Origin of the sequence: uncultured Formosa sp. (assembly GCF_947500765.1) — a bacterium.
Taxonomy (GTDB): domain Bacteria; phylum Bacteroidota; class Bacteroidia; order Flavobacteriales; family Flavobacteriaceae; genus Formosa.
The window spans coordinates 46,468-64,240 of record NZ_CANMTH010000013.1 but is presented as its reverse complement, the minus strand read 5'-3'; the positions used below and the strand labels follow the sequence as shown (position 1 = coordinate 64,240).

Below are 17,773 nucleotides of genomic sequence, written 5' to 3'. Positions count from 1 at the left end.
GAAACCTTCAGTTTATGAATAAATTTTTACTCTTTTTATTTTTTATTGTTCTCGCTAGTTGTGCAACTTATAAGTCTAATTATTCGCCTTTAAAAGAAGGCGAGTTACAAGATATAAATAAAGAAACACTTAATGTGTTTTTGGTAGGAGATGCCGGTAAACCAAAAGATGGAAAAGCGCCAAAAGCACTATTAGAAATGCAAAAACAGTTTGCTTCAGCAGATAAAGAAGATTTATTGTTTTTCTTAGGCGACAACATTTACCCTAAAGGGTTTCCTGATAAAGGAGAGAAAGGTCACAACGCAGCAAAAAAAGCAATGGAACTGCAATTGGAAGTTGCTAAAACGTTTCCTGGATCTGTATATGTTATTCCTGGAAATCACGATTGGTATAGTGGTATAAAAGGACTTAAGCGTCAGGAGAAAATAGTAGAAGATGCTTTAGGTAAAAATACATTTAAGCCAGAAAATGGATGTGGTATAAAGCGTATTAATATTAATGACGATGTGGTTTTAATTGTTGTAGATTCCCAATGGTATATTACAAATTGGAATAAACAACCAACTATTAACGACGATTGTGATATTAAAACAAGAGATCAATTTTTAGATGAATTTAAAAGTGAAATAAAAAAAGCAAGAGGCAAAACCACATTGGTTGCCATTCATCACCCAATGTTTAGTAATGGTCCGCATAACGGACAATATACTTTTGCAGACCATATGAAACCTTTACCTATTTTAGGTACAGTAAAAAATATTTTAAGAAGTACGACTGGTATTTCTAATGCAGATATGTCTAATTGGTTTTATAACGACATGCGTAAACAGCTAATTGCAGCTGCCCAACAAAACGACCATGTTATTTTTATTTCAGGACATGAGCATAGTTTGCAGTTTATTCAGTTAGATAATTTAACTCAAATAATTAGTGGTTCAGGTTCTAAAACAACAGGAGTAAGACCGCGATCAGATGCGCAGTTTGGCTTAGCAGAAAACGGATATGCAGTATTAAATATTCATAAAAATCTAGCTACAGATGTTCAGTTTTTAAAAGCAGAAACCAATAGTGTGGTTTTTCGAAAAAACATTCATGAAGCAGTGAGTCCTTCTCGAATTAATTATCCAAGTAAATTTCAAGATTCGGTTAAAGCATCAGTATTAACATTAGAAGACACGAATAAGTCTTCGTTTTATAAGTTTTTATGGGGAGAGCGTTTTCGAGATTATTATAGTAAACCCGTTTTAGCAAAAACTTTGAATTTAGATACGCTTTATGGGGGTGTTATTCCGATTAGAAAAGGAGGTGGAACACAATCTAAATCTTTAAGATTACAAGATGCAGAAGGAACGCAATATGTAATGCGTGCTTTAAAGAAAAGTGCTACTCAGTATATACAAGCAGCAATGTTTCGCGATCAATATGTAGAAGGTCAGTTTGACGATACAGCAGCAGAAGCTTTAGTGTCTGATGTGTTTACAGGAGCACACCCATATGCACCATTAACTATAGATGTATTGTCTGATGCAGTTGGTGTATACCATTTAAATCCGAAATTATATTACGTTCCGAAGCAAAATGCATTAATGGAATTTAATTCGGAATTTGGAGGTGAATTGTACTTTTTAGAAGAACATGCATCTGAAGGTCATAAAAATCTAGCCGGAGAAAATTTCACAGGAGATATAATTAGTACAATGGATGTTTTTCAAAAAATTCATTCAGATGAAGATGTCTTTATCGATCAAGAAAACTACATAAAATCCAGATTATTCGATATGCTTATTGGAGATTGGGATAGGCATCAAGACCAATGGCGTTGGTTAGAGTTTAAAGAAGATGGTAAAAAAGTATATAGAGCTTTGCCAAGAGATCGCGACCAAGCATTTTCAAAAATGTCTGAAGGTTTTATGTTAAGTGCAGGCGTGGCTTTAATTCCTGGAGCTCGCGTACTTAGAAGCTATGATGAAAATTTAAGAGATATAAAAGGCGTTAATGCAGAACCTTATCCTTTAGATGTTGCCTTTTTAACAGATATTGATAAATCGGTTTGGGATGCTCAAGTTGCATATATTCAGCAAAATATTACAGATGAGGTGATTGCTAAGGCATTCGATAAATTACCAAAAGAAGTTCAAGACAAATCTATTTCAAAAATAAAAGACATTTTAAAAGCACGTCGTGCCAACCTTAAAGATATTGCAGATCGCTATTATAAACTAATTAGTAAATTTGCTGTAGTTCCAGGCACCAATAAAGATGATTATATCTCAGTAAAAGGTTTTGATAATGGAAATGTTGAGGTTTCTGTATTTAGAAAAAAAGGAAATAAAATTAAAGATCGTTTTCATCATAAAGTTTATAATCCGAAAGACACTAAAGAAATTTGGATTTATGGTTTAGATGATACTGATACGTTTAAAGTTTTAGGGAAAAGTAAGCATATTAAAATCCGATTAATAGGAGGTCAGAATAAAGATGATTATTCGGTAGAGAAAGGAAAGAACATTGTGATTTACGATTATAAATCGAAAAAAAATTACATGCTGAATGCAGAATCTGCTAAAATAAAACTGACAGACGATTACGAAACACAGGTTTATAATTTCAAGAAATTTAAAAGTAACACCAATCAATTATTACCTATTTTAGGAGCAAATCCTGACGATGGATTTAAATTAGGGGTTTCGCATACATATACTAGATACGGTTTTGAACGTAACCCATTTACCAGTCAGCATAACTTTAAAGCAGCATTTTATTTTGCAACGAATGGTTATGAATTGTTATATAGTGGCGAATTTGCTCATGTTGTAGGTCATTTAAACCTTAAAGTACAAGCTGGTTTTCAGAGTCCGAATTATACTTTGAATTTTTTCGGCTATGGAAATGAAACGAATAATAACGGCGATGATTTAGGGGTAGATTTTAATCGTGTTAAAGTGAGAAGTTTTGGAGTTTCTCCAAGTTTAGTTTGGAATTCTTTGCGAGGAAGTACTATAGATTTTGGGGTGCATTACGAAACTACAGAAGTGCATAATACAACGAATAGATTTGTAGAAGACAACGGTATTACCTTACCTCATTATATTTTTGAAGAAGTGCAATTTGCTGGCGTTCATGCAGGCTTTCATTTTGCAAACTACGATAACAAAGCCTATCCAACGTTAGGTTTAAAACTTGATTTAGAAACAGGGTATAGTCAGAATTTAGATATTAATGGTCGCGATTTTGGTTATGTAATTCCAAAATTATCTTTGGTACATAAATTAAATTATTCTGGACGGTTAGTCTTTGCAACAACGTTTAAAGGACATCTTAATATTGGTAATGATTTCGAATTTTATCAAGCTGCAGCAATAGGAGGAGAAGATGGATTACGTGGATTTAGAAACCAGCGTTTTACTGGTAAACGTTCTTTTTATCAGAATACAGATATACGTTATAGTTTAACCAATTTAAAAACACCAATATTACCAATTAAAATAGGAGTATATGGTAGTTTCGATTATGGCCGTGTTTGGTTATCTCAGGAAAATTCTAACAAGTGGCATAATTCTTATGGAGGAGGTGTATTTGTAAATGGCGCAGAGTTATTAACAGCTAATTTAGGAGTGTTTAACTCTGTAGATGGTGTACGTGTTTCCTTTGGTTTAGGGTTTGGATTCTAGAACAGATTTATAATATGAAGTAGGGTTATTTTAAAGACTTTCAATGTGTTAAATTAATATACCTTTCTTATTACAGATTTAATAATAAGAGATATTATAGCCTAAAAAAACCACCTGTTCGAGGTGGTTTTTTATGTTTTAAATCGGAACGTTGTATTTAGTAATTTACGTAATCGATAATTTCTAATCCGTAACCTATCATTCCAACACGTTTAGTATGTTCACTATTCGAAATTAATCGGAGTTTATGAATACCAAGATCATGTAAAATTTGTGCACCAATACCAAAGTCTTTATTATCCATTGCAATACTAGGTGCTTTTGTTACACTATTTTCTTTTTGTTCTTGTTTTAAAATAGATAAACGCTTAATGGTATTCATAGAGGTAGGCTCTTGGTTTATAAAGAGTATAGCACCGCTTTCAGCATCATTAATGACTTTAAACATGTTGTCTAATTTAGCATCAGGATTATTGGTTAATGTGCCTAAAATATCATTATTAACAAGTGTCGAGTTTATTCGTGTTAATACAGGGTCATCAGATTTCCATTGTCCTTTTGTTAACGCAATATGTACTTGATTATTTGTGGTTTGCTTATAAGCTCTTAAACGGAATTTCCCGAAACGTGTTTGGATGTCAAAATCTTCTTGTTTTTCAATTAAAGAGTCATGTTGCATTCTGTAAGCTACTAAATCTTCAATAGAAACGATTTTTAAATCGAATTTTTCAGCAACCAATTTAAGCTGAGGTAGTCGTGCCATAGTTCCGTCTTCGTTCATGATTTCAACAATCATTCCGGCTGGTTCTAAGCCTGCTAATCTAGCTAAATCTATAGCAGCTTCTGTATGTCCTGTTCGCCTTAAAACACCTCCATCTTTAGCTACAAGAGGAAAAATATGACCTGGTCTAGCTAATTCAAACGGTTTTGTTTCTGGGTCTACTAAAGCTTGAACTGTACGTGCTCTATCTGCAGCAGAAATACCTGTAGTAACTCCTTTTCCAAGTAAATCTACAGACACTGTAAAAGCAGTTTCCATATGGTCGGTATTGTTACTAACCATCATGGGTAAACCTAATGCTTTACAACGACTTTCTGTAAGCGGAGCGCAAATTAATCCACGACCATGTGTGGCCATGAAATTCACCATTTCAGGTGTTGCTTTAGATGCCGAGGCAATAAAGTCGCCTTCGTTTTCTCGGTCTTCATCATCTACAACTATAATTACTTTACCATTTCTAATATCGTCAATGGCTTCTTTAATTGTATGTAGTTTAAAAGATGAAGATGTTTTGTTTTTGGTTTCTGTCATCATAATGCAAAGATATTGCTTTTAGTTTAAATGTTGTATCGCATTTCGACTTAAGTCCTCCTTTGTTTTGTGTTTAAAGAAGGGATGAGCTATTGGGTATATAATAAATCCTAAAATTGTAAATAAGATGTTATACTTTTTACTTTTTTGATTTAAATGTTTTTTGAAAGCGATTATACTGAATTGTTGGGAGATATAGTACACTATAAAGATTATAAACGAAATAATACTTAATTGTAAACATGTTGTGGCTGAACCTGGCATTTTATTATTTTTTAAAATGAAAAATAAAATGAGAAGTATTATTCCAGTACAATTAAAAATTAAAGCAATTTTTGAGTAAATATTTAATCGTGTAACTAGGTTTTTAGCGGTTTCGAAGGTTTTATCGATATGTACGCCTTTCATTCTAAGGGCTTCTAAATCTAAATTACGTTCTTCTAATGTATATAATGCTTCTATTTTACCAGATTCGTGATAATTATAAGCCGTTGGATCTTTTATAATACTTAAAAGTTTATCTTCCTTATAACGTTTAAAATCACTAAAATCTCTGCTAAATCCGTCTGCAAATATCTCATCAGAATTATTTTTAAATGGGAGTAGTTTTTTTAGCGGAATTAAAATATGATCAAACTCAAATAATCCTTTATCGGCAGTTGCTCGACGTGTTAAAAACACTCCTAAAGGTAGCATAACTAAGGTTGAAAACCATGTCGCTAAAACAGGATTAAATGTGCCGTCTTTAGCACTGTTTTTAGCGAAAATACCAATAAAGTGATAGGTTAAGAAGAGTAAAATTGCAATAATCATAGGTAATCCTAAACCTCCTTTTCTAATTAATGCGCCTAATGGAGCTCCAACAAAAAATAGAATAATACAGGCAAACCCTAATGATAATTTTTCATGTAAAGCAATAACATGCTTGTTTAACCAAGCAGATTTTGTTTTAAATGATTTTTCGTTATTGTTAAGAATTTGCTTTGTGCTTGCAGAACTGTTTATAGATAATTCTACAATCTGAAGTCGTTTGTCATTATCATATAAATCTAAAATATTTCCTGTATATATAGTGTCTTTCAGTGGTTGCAAACTAATCTCTAAATTTTTTATACTATAACGGTTATAAATATTATGAGAAAGTTTATCGTAGTCTTTTTCACGCTCATGAGCTAGTGAGTCTATCGTGTAATTTAAACCAGAGACATCCAACATGTTATATTTACTATCTACATTTTTATCGTCTAAATCAACGTTGTCTAATTGCGATAAATCGGTGTTAATTGTATACACGTCGAAGGCGCTTTTTGTAAACGGTCTGCGGCGTCTTTCTTTAGCTTTTTTAGGAGGTGTATCGTCATAGTAATAGCCATCCTTTAAAATTAACTTTAAAATATTAGAATTTTCTTGACCTATTAATTCTCCGTTTTTAGCAACAATAGTTGTATAGTTTCCTAAACCACTATTTGCTTTTTTATGAATAATAATATCGTGTAAATATTTGTCTTCTGTCTTTTTTTCTACTTTAATATTAATGGTTCCGACATCATTAAATTGGCCTTCTGCAATAACCATAGCTGGTTTTAGTTTTGCTATATTTTTACGAAGGTTGTAGGAGTGGTATTCTCCCCACGGAATTACATTATTAGAAAAGAAAAAAGTAACAATTCCTAAAATAACAATAAAAACACTTAGTCCCGCCATAGCACGTTGTAATGAAATTCCTGTAGATTTCATGGCGGCAAATTCATAGTTTTCTGCAAAACTTCCAAAAACCATTATAGATGATAATAAAATGGTAAGTGGCAATACTAAAGGTATTAACTTAGGCGAGTAGTACATTAAGAACTTAAAAATAACAATAACGTCTAAATCTTTACCAGCTAGCTCTTTTATAAATAGCCAAATGGTTTGTAATACAAAAATCATCATTAGTATTATAAAAACACTAAAAAATGTCTTGAGGTAAGTGGTTAAGATATATCGGTCTAAAATTTTCAAGTACGTACTAGTTTAATTTGTTGATGTAATAGTTTTTGTATTTGTTTTTATCGAAAGAAAATAATGCTTTAGATAAAGTCTGATTTGTTTCAAACGATGTTACAGTAAGTGTTGTTTGCGTTTCGTTATTACCAACTTCTATTAAATTGTATATGTGTTTTGTTTGTGGATCTATACCTAATAAAATATGATTTATTTCTGAATTAGAATCCATTGGTGTTAATTTTACAAATTGAATTTTACGTCCTTTAATGTTTTTTTCTTCACCCATTTTATATGTATAACCATCTGTGTAAAACGATAACATTTTACTAGGAGTAATACTGTTTTCGTCGTCTGGATCTTCAGTAGAAATGGTTACTTCTTCATCTTCAGGATTGATGCTGTAAAGTGTTTTACCATCAAAAACTCGAGTAATACCTAAAATGTTTAATACATATTTATCTCCTTCCATAACCACATCACCACGTGTTTCTTGGTTAATGTTTTCTGCAGAATTATGAAGTACGTATTTAAAATCTAATGAAATATTATCGTAAGATTTTACTTTTTTAGATACTTGATCTAATAATGTTTTCGCTTTAGTGTCATTTTGACTAAACCCTAGAAGGGTGAAACATAATGTAAGTGAAAGTAAAAATGTTTTCATTCTAATTGTTCTTTTCATTTTCTAATAATTGTTCTAATGCAATAAAATCAGGAACTAATACTTGTCGGGCTTTACTACCTTCAAAAGGGCCAACAATTCCTGCGGCTTCTAATTGATCGATTAATCGTCCGGCACGATTATAACCTAATTTTAATTTACGTTGTAATAACGATGCAGAACCTTGTTGTGCTGTAACAATAACTTCGGCAGCGTCTTTAAATAATTTATCTCTGTCGGAGATATCAATATCAAGATTTGTGCCACCTTCTTCACCAACATATTCTGGAAGTAAATGCGCGTCTGGATATGCCTTTTGTGCTCCAATAAAATCTACAATACGTTCTACTTCTGGAGTGTCTACAAAAGCACATTGTATACGTACTAATTCGTTACCTTGAGTGTAAAGCATATCTCCACGACCAATAAGTTGATCTGCTCCAGAACCATCTAAAATGGTTCGAGAATCTATTTTACTTGTTACTCTAAATGCTATTCTAGCGGGGAAATTGGCTTTAATAATACCTGTAATTACATTTACAGATGGTCTTTGTGTTGCTATAATTAAGTGAATACCAATGGCACGGGCTAATTGTGCTAAACGTGCTACAGGGGTTTCAACTTCTTTTCCAGCCGTCATAATTAAATCTGCAAATTCATCGACAACCAAAACTATATATGGTAAATAGGCATGTCCGTCGTTTGGATTTAATTTTCGTGCTTTAAATTTTGTGTTATATTCTACAATGTTACGGCACAATGCATTTTTTAGCATTTCGTAACGATTATCCATTTCTATACAAAGCGAATTAAGCGTATTAATTACTTTGGTATTATCTGTAATAATCGCTTCAGCTTCATCTGGAAGTTTTGCTAAATAATGACGTTCAATTTTGTTGAATAATGTTAACTCTACTTTTTTAGGATCGACCAAAACAAACTTAACTTCTGCAGGGTGTTTCTTATATAGTAATGATGTAAGCACTGCATTTAGTCCAACAGATTTACCTTGACCAGTAGCACCTGCCATAAGCATGTGAGGCATTTTAGCTAAATCGACTACAAAGGTTTCATTACTAATGGTTTTTCCAAAAGCAATAGGCAATTCCATTTCTGATTTCTGAAATTTCTGAGACGCAATTACAGATCGCATAGATACGATAGTAGAATTTTTATTAGGAACTTCTATACCAATGGTTCCTTTTCCAGGAATAGGGGCGATAATACGAATACCTAATGCTGATAGCGATAAGGCGATATCGTCTTCTAAGTTTTTAATTTTAGAAATACGAACACCGGCTTCTGGTACAATTTCATATAATGTAACTGTTGGTCCAATAGTCGCTTTAATACTAGCAATACCAATTTTATAATTGTTTAAGGTTTCTACAATTCTATTTTTGTTACCCTCAAGTTCTTCTTGGTTGATAGAAATGCCTTCATTATCGTATTTTTTTAATAAATCTAATGGCGGAAATTGATATTTTCCAAGCTCTAAAGTCGGATCAAACAAGCCAAAATCTGCGACTAATTTATTAGATAAATTATCGGTTTCAGAAAGCTCTTCTTCAACGGTTTCAATTTCTAATTCAGCGGTGTCTTCAATAGTTTCTTCCTTTGGCGTTTCGACTTCAAAAGTGCTTGTAGTAATATCTTTTACAGGTTTTGGTTGTTGTTTTGTCTCAAATTCGACAACAGGTGTTGGCTCAGGTTCTGGTATTATTGGTTTAGGTTTGTCTTGTTTCGGAGTGATATAAGCAGATTTTATTGCTTCAGCTTCTTCAGTTAGGCTGTTATCGAAAGCAAAACTATCTTCGTTTTTATTTGATTTTAATTCATCAGAAATATTTTTTCTAGCCGATTTGAATAGAGCTATAAAACTGTGAATTGTAATCTTAAAGCGTATGGCGAGATAGACTATAAGTCCGAAGAATAATAGTAAAGAGACACCTAGAATACCAATATAGTCTTGTAAAAAGGTATTGATTTCAAAACCTACTGTACCACCAAGAATGGCATGTTTTTCTCCAAAAAATCCGAAAAATATAGAAATCCAGATTGTGAGGTATAATCCCCAAAACCAGTGGCGTCTTAATTTAGCACGATTAATATCTAAAAGTACGTGTAATCCAGAACGAATAAGTAATCCTGAAAAAATAAAAGCTGCGATACCAAAACCGCGATATACAAAAATATCACTAAGGTAAGCCCCTAATTTTTTAACCCAATTTTCGGCTTCTACATTTCGTGCAGAAAACTCATTTAAAATGCTTTGGTCGGCTTTTCCTGTAAAGAAATAAGATAAAAATGCGGTACCCAAAATAATGCCGAGAATGATAAGTAAACTCCCAAAAATTAGCTTTTGTTGGTTGGTTAATTTCAGACTTGGTTTCTTAAATTTTGAAGTACTAGGTTGTTTAGTTTTTGGGTTTTTTTTAGCCATCAACGCGCTGTTGTTTATTTGAGCAAAAATACAAATTACTAACGTTTATCCTAAGGGTATGGTCTTTAAAATACTTTTGGGATATAAATAATAAAACCAACGATAGTTGCAGCAATAGCAGCAATGAAAACCGCTCCCGCAGAGATGTCTTTTATAAATCCAATTTTAGTATGGTGTTCTGGGTGAATAAAATCTGCAATAGCTTCTACAGCTGTATTTAAACCTTCGGCAGTCATGATAATACCAATGGCTAATGTTTGAGCCATCCATTCTGTAGATGATATATTAAAATAAAATCCAGCAACGGTGACGCAAAGCGCAATCACGAACTGGATTTTTATACTCGCTTCTGTTTTTAAGAGTAGGATAGCGCCTTTATACGCATATCCTACACTTTTAATTCTATTCGCTAGAAGTGATTCTTTTTTAGCCATTTTGTAGAGCTTCTAAAGCAGCCTTGTAATTAGGTTCGTCTACCGTTTCAGATACTTGTTCTGTGTAGATTACGTCTCCTTTTTCGTTTATAATAACTACAGATCTTGATAATAATGCTTCAAGAGGTCCTGTTATAAAATCTAAACCGTACGTTTTTCCGAAGCTACCATTTTTAAAATCTGATAAAGAAATAACATTATCTAATCCTTCCGCGCCACAAAAACGTGCTTGAGCAAAAGGTAAATCGCGAGAAATACAAAGTACTTTAGTGTTATCTAAATTGCTAGCTTCTTTATTAAACTCTCTTACAGATTGTGCACAAGTTCCTGTATCTACACTAGGAAATATGTTTAAAATAACATTGCTTCCTTCGAAATCTTTTAAAGATTTTGAACCTAATTCTATAGTTGTTAATGTGAAATCTGGAGCTTTTGTACCCACTTTTGGTAATTCTCCTGAAGTTTCTATTGCGTTTCCTTTTAAGGTTACAGTTGCCATATTTATGATTTTTTGATTAATGGTTAAAAATAATAATAATTATATGCTTACACTATTAGTTTCTTTTTTTTTTGAGTTTTTGATATTGATGTAAGTATTTTAAAATCAATAATCTAGGCGATGTGTCTAGTTAATATATTGTTAAGACGTTTAAAAAGCAAAAACTGAGGGAGATTAAATTTCGTTAATAGTACAGAAACAATAAAATAACAATTTTAAAAAACGTTAAAACTATGAAATCATTAAAATTATTAAAATCAGCATGCTTTACTGTTGCAATTTTTACAGCTGTTAGCGGATTTTCTCAAGACCGTACGATGAATGAAAAAACAGTTATGGTTGGTGGTGCTAAAATGTATCCTACTAAAAATATTATAGAAAATGCAGTAAACTCTAGAGACCATACCACTTTAGTTGCAGCTGTTAAAGCCGCAAATTTAGTAGATGTATTATCAAGTGAAGGTCCTTTTACTGTGTTTGCACCCACTAATGAAGCTTTTGATAAATTACCTAAAGGGACTGTTGAAACGTTGTTAATGATCGAAAATATGAAGCAATTACAAACCGTATTAACTTACCATGTTGTTGCAGGAAAATGGAATGCTAAAGATCTTTTAACATTGATTAAAAAAGGAAAGGGTAAAGCTGAAATTAAAACAGTAAGTGGTGGTATGATTACGTGTTGGTTAAAAGGTGAAGCTGTTTATGTTACAGATGAAAACGGAAATTCTGCTCAAGTAACGATTGCAGATGTGAATCAATCTAACGGAGTTATTCATGTTATTGATGCTGTATTGTTGCCAAAATCTTAATTTTTAGGGATTGATTAAGGTTGGTTTTTAAGAGTCACTTCTTTTTTTGAAGTGGCTTCTTTTATAAATTCACTTTAAGTATGTATTGTACAAAGAATGAATTTATAATTATTTATACTGAAGTCTTTCTATGAAAAATAATGGTTAATTATTAGGTGACTAATAAATAAAATAGCGGTTTTAATCCTAGATTAAAGCCGCTATTATTGTTATATATTATGAGATTTTATTTTAAATCAAATCGATCTGCATTCATTACTTTAGTCCAAGCTTTTACAAAATCGGTTACAAATTTTTCTTTGTTATCATCTTGTGCATATACTTCAGAATAAGAGCGTAAAATAGAATTAGAACCAAATACTAAATCCATTCGTGTAGCGGTCCATTTAACAACTCCAGTTTTACGATCTCTAATTTCGTAAAGACCTTTTTCGATAGGTTTCCATGTGTTACCCATATCTGTTAGGTTCACAAAGAAATCATTAGTTAAAGCTCCAACCTTATCTGTGAACACACCATGTTTTGTATTGTAATAGTTGGTTCCTAACATTCTCATTCCACCAACAAGGACTGTCATTTCTGGTGCAGTTAAGCCCATTAATTGAGTGCGATCAAGCATTAACTCTTCAGGACTTACTACGTATTCCTTTTTTGTATAATTACGGTATCCATCTGCTAAGGGTTCTAATGGAGCAAAAGAATCAGCATCAGTCATCTCGTCTGTAGCATCGCCACGTCCTGGAGTAAACGGTACTTCAATATTTAAACCGCCAGCTTTTATTGCTTTCTCAACTCCAACATTACCTGCTAAAACAATAGTATCAGCAATACTAATTTCAAATTCAGCTGCAATAGGTTCTAGCACAGATAATACATATGCTAAACGTTGTGGTTCATTGCCTTCCCAATCTTTTTGAGGAGCTAAACGAATACGAGCACCATTTGCACCTCCACGTTTATCAGAACCACGGAACGTACGTGCGCTATCCCAAGCAGTATTTACCATTTCAGGAATTGATAATCCTGAAGCTGCAATTTTATTTTTTACTGCCGTTATATCATAATCTTTTTTACCAGCAGGAATAGGATCTTGCCAAATTAAATCTTCTTGTGGTATATCTGTTCCAAAGTAATTTGCTTTTGGCCCCATATCTCTGTGAGTTAATTTAAACCAAGCACGTGCAAAGGTTTCAGAGAAATATTGTTGATCGTTCATGAATTTCAATGAGATGTCTTTGTATATAGGGTCTACTTTCATAGCCATATCAGCATCGGTCATCATTGGATTATGACGAATAGTATTGTCTTCAACATCTACAGGTTTATCTTCGTCTTTAATAGATACAGGTTCCCATTGCCACGCTCCCGCTGGACTTTTTACAGATTCCCATTCGTGATTAAATAACATTTCAAAGAAACCACCATCCCATTTTGTAGGGTTTGTTGTCCATGCACCTTCTAGTCCGCTTGTTACTGTATAACGACCTTTACCAGATTTATTAGGGTTGCTCCATCCTAAACCTTGTTCTTCTACATTTGCAGCCTCAGGTTCTGGTCCTAAAATACTAGCATCACCATTACCATGTGTTTTTCCTACGGTATGTCCACCAGCAGTTAACGCCACAGTTTCTTCATCGTTCATAGCCATACGCGCAAAAGTTTCACGAACATGAGCAGCCGTTTTTAAAGGATCTGGTTTGCCATTAACACCTTCTGGATTCACATAAATTAATCCCATTTGTACAGCGGCTAATGGATTTTCCATTGTTGATGGACTTTCTACATTATCATAACGTTCATCACTTGGTGCTAACCATTCTTTTTCTGCTCCCCAATAGGTGTCGGTTTCAGGATTCCAAATATCTTCACGTCCAAAAGCAAAACCGTAAGTTTTTAAGCCCATATCTTCATAAGCAATAGTACCTGCTAGAACAATTAAATCGGCCCAACTTACTTTATTACCATATTTTTTCTTGATAGGCCAAAGTAACCGTCTAGCTTTATCTAAGCTAACATTGTCTGGCCAAGAGTTTAATGGAGCAAAACGTTGGTTTCCTGTTCCTCCGCCACCGCGACCATCTGAAGTTCGGTATGTACCAGCAGAGTGCCAAGATAGACGTATCATTAATCCTCCATAGTGTCCCCAATCTGCAGGCCACCACTCTTGACTATCCGTCATTAAGGCATGCATATCTTTTTTTAAAGCTTCTATGTCTAATTTTTTAAGTTCTTCATGATAATCGAATTCCTGACCTAAAGGATTTGTTTTAGTATCATGCTGATGTAAAATATCAAGGTTAAGTGCTTTTGGCCACCAATCCATAACAGAATCCTTATTAGAGGTGTTAGCTCCGTGCATTACAGGGCATTTACCTGTAGATGAATTATGACTAGTAGAATGGTCGTGATTTTCTTCTGAAATAGGAGCTGCATGATCTTGGTGCTGCTGTTGTTGCTGTTGTTGGTGGTGTGGGCATTGACTAATATCGTCTGATGCTTTTGAGTTTTTATCGTTTTCCATATCTAAAGGGGTTAAAGTGTTTTTAATTTTATTGCTGATCAAATTTACTTTAGTTATCGTTTTTAAATTCAATATTTTAATTTTCAAATTCTATAAAACTATAAATATAATTGATGGGTTTTATGTTATTTATAAGTTTATGTTATTTTTAAATCGACATTTCTATAAAAATAACCTAAAAAACTAAGAAAGTGTTGTTATTTTGGTTGAAAATTTAAGAATATATTGGTCGTGTGGAGATGTTATTTAAATACACGATTCTTTAAGACTGATTATTAATAATAGTATTTGTTGCTATTATTTTTTCTGTTTTTTTAATATTATATCTTTAAAAAAGAAGATAAAACGTATTAATTATAAATCTTTAAAAGATTGAAATTAGTTAGATTTATTAAATCGTTTTTTAATTTTAAACAAAAAAAATCCACTTCATTTTGAAGTGGATTTTTGATAGTATAATTTTTCTTTTTCTATTTATCTATAGCGCCTAAAACACGTTTCATAAAACTGTTTAAAGCTTCTTTTTTTGGAGTACCATTTTTAATCATAGTATTCACTTCAATGGCACCGTACATGTTAGAGATTAATTCACCAATAACATCTAATTCATCATCTTTTAAAGAAGGTACTTCTGTCAAAGCTTCAAGTGTTTCGATGGTTTCATTTACGAAATCTTCATCGTTTGCTTCAATAAATTGAGTGAGGTGTTTAATTACTGGTAACTTCATTGACTAACTCTTTTAAAACGTCAAACTTATTTGTTTGTACTTGGTTTACAAAAGCTCCTTTTTTAAAGGTTGCAAAAGTAGGTAAATTGTCTACAGTTGCTAACTTTCTTGATTCAGTAAATTTTTCGGCATCAGCAATAACGAATGTTACATTTTCGTTTTCAGTAGCTAATTTTTTAAATTTTGGTTTCATAATTTTGCAATTACCACACCAAGATGCTGCATATTGTACAACGACTGTATCGTTTGAAGATACAATATCTTTTAAATTGTCTTGTTCTAATTCTTGTACCATAATAGAAGATTTTTTGTTTACCATCCTTTAACGAAAAAGGATGGTAGATTGTGTTTTTTTAATTAGTGAGAAGCTAAATAGCTAGAAACACCGTCTCTGTTAGCGCTCATTGCATCTTTTCCTTCTTCCCAGTTTGCAGGACAAACTTCACCATTTTTTTGTACGTGCGTTAAAGCATCTACGATACGTAAATATTCACCAACATTTCTCCCTAAAGGCATGTTGTTAATACTTTCGTGTTGTACAACACCATCTTCATCTATAATGTAAGTCGCTCTATAAGTTACGTTATCACCATCTACGGTTACAACTCCAGTTTCTTCGTTGTAAGTTTCGTTAGTAACATCTAAAATTCCTAGTGTAGAAGCTAAGTTTCTGTTAGTATCTGCTAAAATTGGGTAAGTAACACCTTCAATACCACCGTTATCTTTTGCTGTATTTAACCAAGCAAAATGTACTTCTGGAGTATCACAAGATGCTCCTATTACAATTGTATTTCTTTTTTCAAATTCAGCTGCAGCAGCTTGAAATGCATGTAATTCTGTTGGGCATACAAAAGTGAAATCTTTTGGGTACCAAAATAAAACTACTTTTTTCTTATTGTTAATCGCTTCTTCTAGAACGTTTACTTTAAAAGTATCGCCCATTTCGTTCATTGCGTCAACGTTTAAATCTGGAAATTTTTTACCTACAAATGCCATGTTATATGTTTTATATTGTTAATTTTTACAATACAAATATACGGCACTATATGTATTTATAGTGTGAACAAAATTTTAAATATTTATACCAATATAGCTTTTATTTATAGTGCAATAAATAAGGTATAGTTATTTGTTATTTGTCTTTAATTTGTTTGATTTTTATTTTAAATGCAGCAAAAACTAAGGTTGTAAATGGACTTAAATAATTGAAGAAAGCATAACCAGCGTAATGCCATGTGTCTACACCTAAAACACTGCTTTGATAGGCTCCACAGGTGTTCCAAGGGACTAAAACAGAGGTTACTGTTCCTGCATCTTCCAAAGTTCGACTTAAGTTTTCAGGAGCTAATCCTTTGTCTTCGAAGGCTTTTTTATACATTCTACCGGGAATAACAATTGCTAAATATTGATCGCTAGCAATAGCATTTAATCCGATACAGCTAATTACAGTACTTGCGAATAATCCGAATACAGAATCGAATAATTGTAATACCGCTTTGCTAATTCTTGCAAGTGCACCAATGGCATCCATAATACCTCCAAAAACCATAGCACAAATAATCAACCAAATAGTTCCAAGCATGCCGTACATCCCTCCTGAAGAAAATAAATCGTTTAAATCTTTACTATCAGTTGCCACAGAGGTGTCTACAGTAATAGCCGTCATTACTCCTTTATATGCCGATATAAAATTAAGTTCTGTTGCACCTGTAATTTGTTTAACAATTTCAGGTTGAAATATAAGAGCGAATATACCACCTAATAATGTACCAACTAATAAAGCTGGTAATGGTGGTGCTTTTTTTATGATTAAGAAAATAACTAATACAGGGACTAAGAATAGCCAAGGAGAAATATTAAATGCACTATCAATAGAGTGTAACATCGCAGATGTATCTGTTGTTCCGTGTACATCTAAAGAGAAACTAATAATTACAAAAATAACTAGAGTCGCAATTAATGTTGGTATAGTTGTATACGTCATGTATTTAATATGCGAGAATAATTCGCCTCCAGCCATAGCAGGAGCAAGGTTTGTGGTGTCACTTAAAGGCGACATTTTATCTCCGAAATATGCTCCAGAAATAACAGCCCCAGCAGTCATACCGTGATCGATTCCTAAAGCATTTCCTATACCTACTAAAGCAATCCCAACGGTTGCAGATGTTGTCCAGCTGCTTCCTGTTGCAATAGATATAATGGCACAAATAATAACACAGGCGGGTAAGAAAATAGATGGACTTAATATTTGTAGTCCATAATATATCATAGATGGAATAATACCACTAATAAGCCAAGTTCCCGCTAAGGATCCTACAAATAAAAGAATAAGTAATGCTCCTGTAGTCGATTTAATATTTTCTGCAACTTCCTCAAGCATCTGCTCGTAAGATACCTTATTAAAGAAGCCAACAATAGCAGCAACGGCTGCACCTAGTAATAAAATAAACTGATTACTTCCACTTAAAGCGTCGTCACCAAAAGCATATTTTACGTTAAAAAATAACATAATAACTAAAGCCAAAACTGGGATTAGTGCTTCCCAAATACTTAATTCTCTGTTCTCTACAATGGGGTCGTCTTCTTGAGTTTTAGGCTTTATATCTTGGCTTTCCATGCGCAATTATTAAGTTAAAAATAAAAAAATTATCGTTTTGTAATGTTACGATTTTACATGCTTATCTGCAAATAGAGTTTCAGATAAAC

General features: G+C 32.8%; 13 protein-coding genes. 2 read left to right on the top strand and 11 right to left on the bottom strand.

Translation table 11 applies throughout. The features are described 5' to 3' along the window. The first annotated feature begins 14 nt into the window (after positions 1–14). Positions 15–3,671, top strand: a complete 3,657-nt coding sequence (locus tag Q1B05_RS16955; protein ID WP_299782332.1) for a metallophosphoesterase — start codon at positions 15–17, stop codon at positions 3,669–3,671. 157 nt (positions 3,672–3,828) lie between these two features. Here Q1B05_RS16955 and ribB read toward each other — a convergent pair whose 3' ends face one another. The 6 genes from ribB to tpx form a co-directional block, all read right to left on the bottom strand. Beyond that, a complete protein-coding gene (gene ribB / locus Q1B05_RS16950; RefSeq protein WP_299782330.1) occupies positions 3,829–4,986 on the bottom strand; it encodes a 3,4-dihydroxy-2-butanone-4-phosphate synthase in 1,158 nt (385 codons plus the stop codon). 18 nt (positions 4,987–5,004) lie between these two features. After that, complete coding sequence (locus Q1B05_RS16945) at positions 5,005–6,984, bottom strand: LptF/LptG family permease (RefSeq protein ID WP_366944404.1); 1,980 nt, start codon at positions 6,982–6,984, stop codon at positions 5,005–5,007. A 7-nt stretch (positions 6,985–6,991) separates the two neighbouring features. Further along, entirely contained in the window at positions 6,992–7,633 is a 642-nt protein-coding gene (locus tag Q1B05_RS16940; protein ID WP_299782389.1) for an outer membrane lipoprotein carrier protein LolA, read from the bottom strand. 1 nt (position 7,634) lies between these two features. Beyond that, positions 7,635–10,073 (bottom strand): DNA translocase FtsK, encoded by a 2,439-nt coding sequence (locus Q1B05_RS16935; RefSeq protein WP_299782328.1) that lies wholly within the window; start codon positions 10,071–10,073, stop codon positions 7,635–7,637. Positions 10,074–10,138: 65 nt separating this feature from the next. Further along, complete coding sequence (locus Q1B05_RS16930; RefSeq protein ID WP_299782326.1) at positions 10,139–10,507, bottom strand: diacylglycerol kinase family protein; 369 nt, start codon at positions 10,505–10,507, stop codon at positions 10,139–10,141. Continuing rightward, a complete protein-coding gene (gene tpx, locus Q1B05_RS16925; protein WP_299782324.1) occupies positions 10,500–11,006 on the bottom strand; it encodes a thiol peroxidase in 507 nt (168 codons plus the stop codon). The genes Q1B05_RS16930 and tpx overlap by 8 nt, the downstream gene beginning before the upstream one ends. A gap of 233 nt (positions 11,007–11,239) precedes the next feature. Between tpx and Q1B05_RS16920 the strand changes: the two genes are divergently transcribed. Further along, positions 11,240–11,818: a fasciclin domain-containing protein gene (locus Q1B05_RS16920; RefSeq protein ID WP_299782322.1), complete on the top strand. Its 579-nt coding sequence runs from the start codon at positions 11,240–11,242 to the stop codon at positions 11,816–11,818. 226 nt (positions 11,819–12,044) lie between these two features. Here Q1B05_RS16920 and katG read toward each other — a convergent pair whose 3' ends face one another. The 5 genes from katG to nhaC all read right to left on the bottom strand — a co-directional run bounded on the left by katG (position 12,045) and on the right by nhaC (position 17,684). Then, complete coding sequence (gene katG, locus Q1B05_RS16915) at positions 12,045–14,339, bottom strand: catalase/peroxidase HPI (RefSeq protein WP_299782320.1); 2,295 nt, start codon at positions 14,337–14,339, stop codon at positions 12,045–12,047. 470 nt (positions 14,340–14,809) lie between these two features. Further along, positions 14,810–15,067, bottom strand: a complete 258-nt coding sequence (locus tag Q1B05_RS16910; RefSeq protein WP_299782318.1) for a hypothetical protein — start codon at positions 15,065–15,067, stop codon at positions 14,810–14,812. Beyond that, positions 15,048–15,362 (bottom strand): thioredoxin family protein, encoded by a 315-nt coding sequence (locus tag Q1B05_RS16905; RefSeq protein ID WP_299782316.1) that lies wholly within the window; start codon positions 15,360–15,362, stop codon positions 15,048–15,050. The genes Q1B05_RS16910 and Q1B05_RS16905 overlap by 20 nt, the downstream gene beginning before the upstream one ends. A gap of 62 nt (positions 15,363–15,424) precedes the next feature. Beyond that, positions 15,425–16,063, bottom strand: a complete 639-nt coding sequence (locus Q1B05_RS16900) for a peroxiredoxin (protein ID WP_299782314.1) — start codon at positions 16,061–16,063, stop codon at positions 15,425–15,427. 136 nt (positions 16,064–16,199) lie between these two features. After that, the gene (gene nhaC / locus Q1B05_RS16895; protein WP_299782312.1) at positions 16,200–17,684 is read right to left on the bottom strand and encodes a Na+/H+ antiporter NhaC; all 1,485 of its coding nucleotides are present in this window, start codon (positions 17,682–17,684) and stop codon (positions 16,200–16,202) included. Between the last annotated feature and the right edge of the window lie 89 nt (positions 17,685–17,773).

Bases quoted from the DNA above. Each gene is read 5' to 3' on its own strand.
- Q1B05_RS16940 (WP_299782389.1), bottom strand. From the start codon at position 7,633: ATGAAAACATTTTTACTTTCACTTACATTATGTTTCACCCTTCTAGGG.
- Q1B05_RS16930 (WP_299782326.1), bottom strand. From the start codon at position 10,507: ATGGCTAAAAAAGAATCACTTCTAGCGAATAGAATTAAAAGTGTAGGA.
- tpx (WP_299782324.1), bottom strand. From the start codon at position 11,006: ATGGCAACTGTAACCTTAAAAGGAAACGCAATAGAAACTTCAGGAGAA.
- katG (WP_299782320.1), bottom strand. From the start codon at position 14,339: ATGGAAAACGATAAAAACTCAAAAGCATCAGACGATATTAGTCAATGC.
- nhaC (WP_299782312.1), bottom strand. From the start codon at position 17,684: ATGGAAAGCCAAGATATAAAGCCTAAAACTCAAGAAGACGACCCCATT.
- Q1B05_RS16955 (WP_299782332.1), top strand. From the start codon at position 15: ATGAATAAATTTTTACTCTTTTTATTTTTTATTGTTCTCGCTAGTTGT.
- Q1B05_RS16910 (WP_299782318.1), bottom strand. From the start codon at position 15,067: ATGAAGTTACCAGTAATTAAACACCTCACTCAATTTATTGAAGCAAAC.
- Q1B05_RS16905 (WP_299782316.1), bottom strand. From the start codon at position 15,362: ATGGTACAAGAATTAGAACAAGACAATTTAAAAGATATTGTATCTTCA.
- ribB (WP_299782330.1), bottom strand. From the start codon at position 4,986: ATGATGACAGAAACCAAAAACAAAACATCTTCATCTTTTAAACTACAT.
- Q1B05_RS16920 (WP_299782322.1), top strand. From the start codon at position 11,240: ATGAAATCATTAAAATTATTAAAATCAGCATGCTTTACTGTTGCAATT.
- Q1B05_RS16935 (WP_299782328.1), bottom strand. From the start codon at position 10,073: ATGGCTAAAAAAAACCCAAAAACTAAACAACCTAGTACTTCAAAATTT.
- Q1B05_RS16900 (WP_299782314.1), bottom strand. From the start codon at position 16,063: ATGGCATTTGTAGGTAAAAAATTTCCAGATTTAAACGTTGACGCAATG.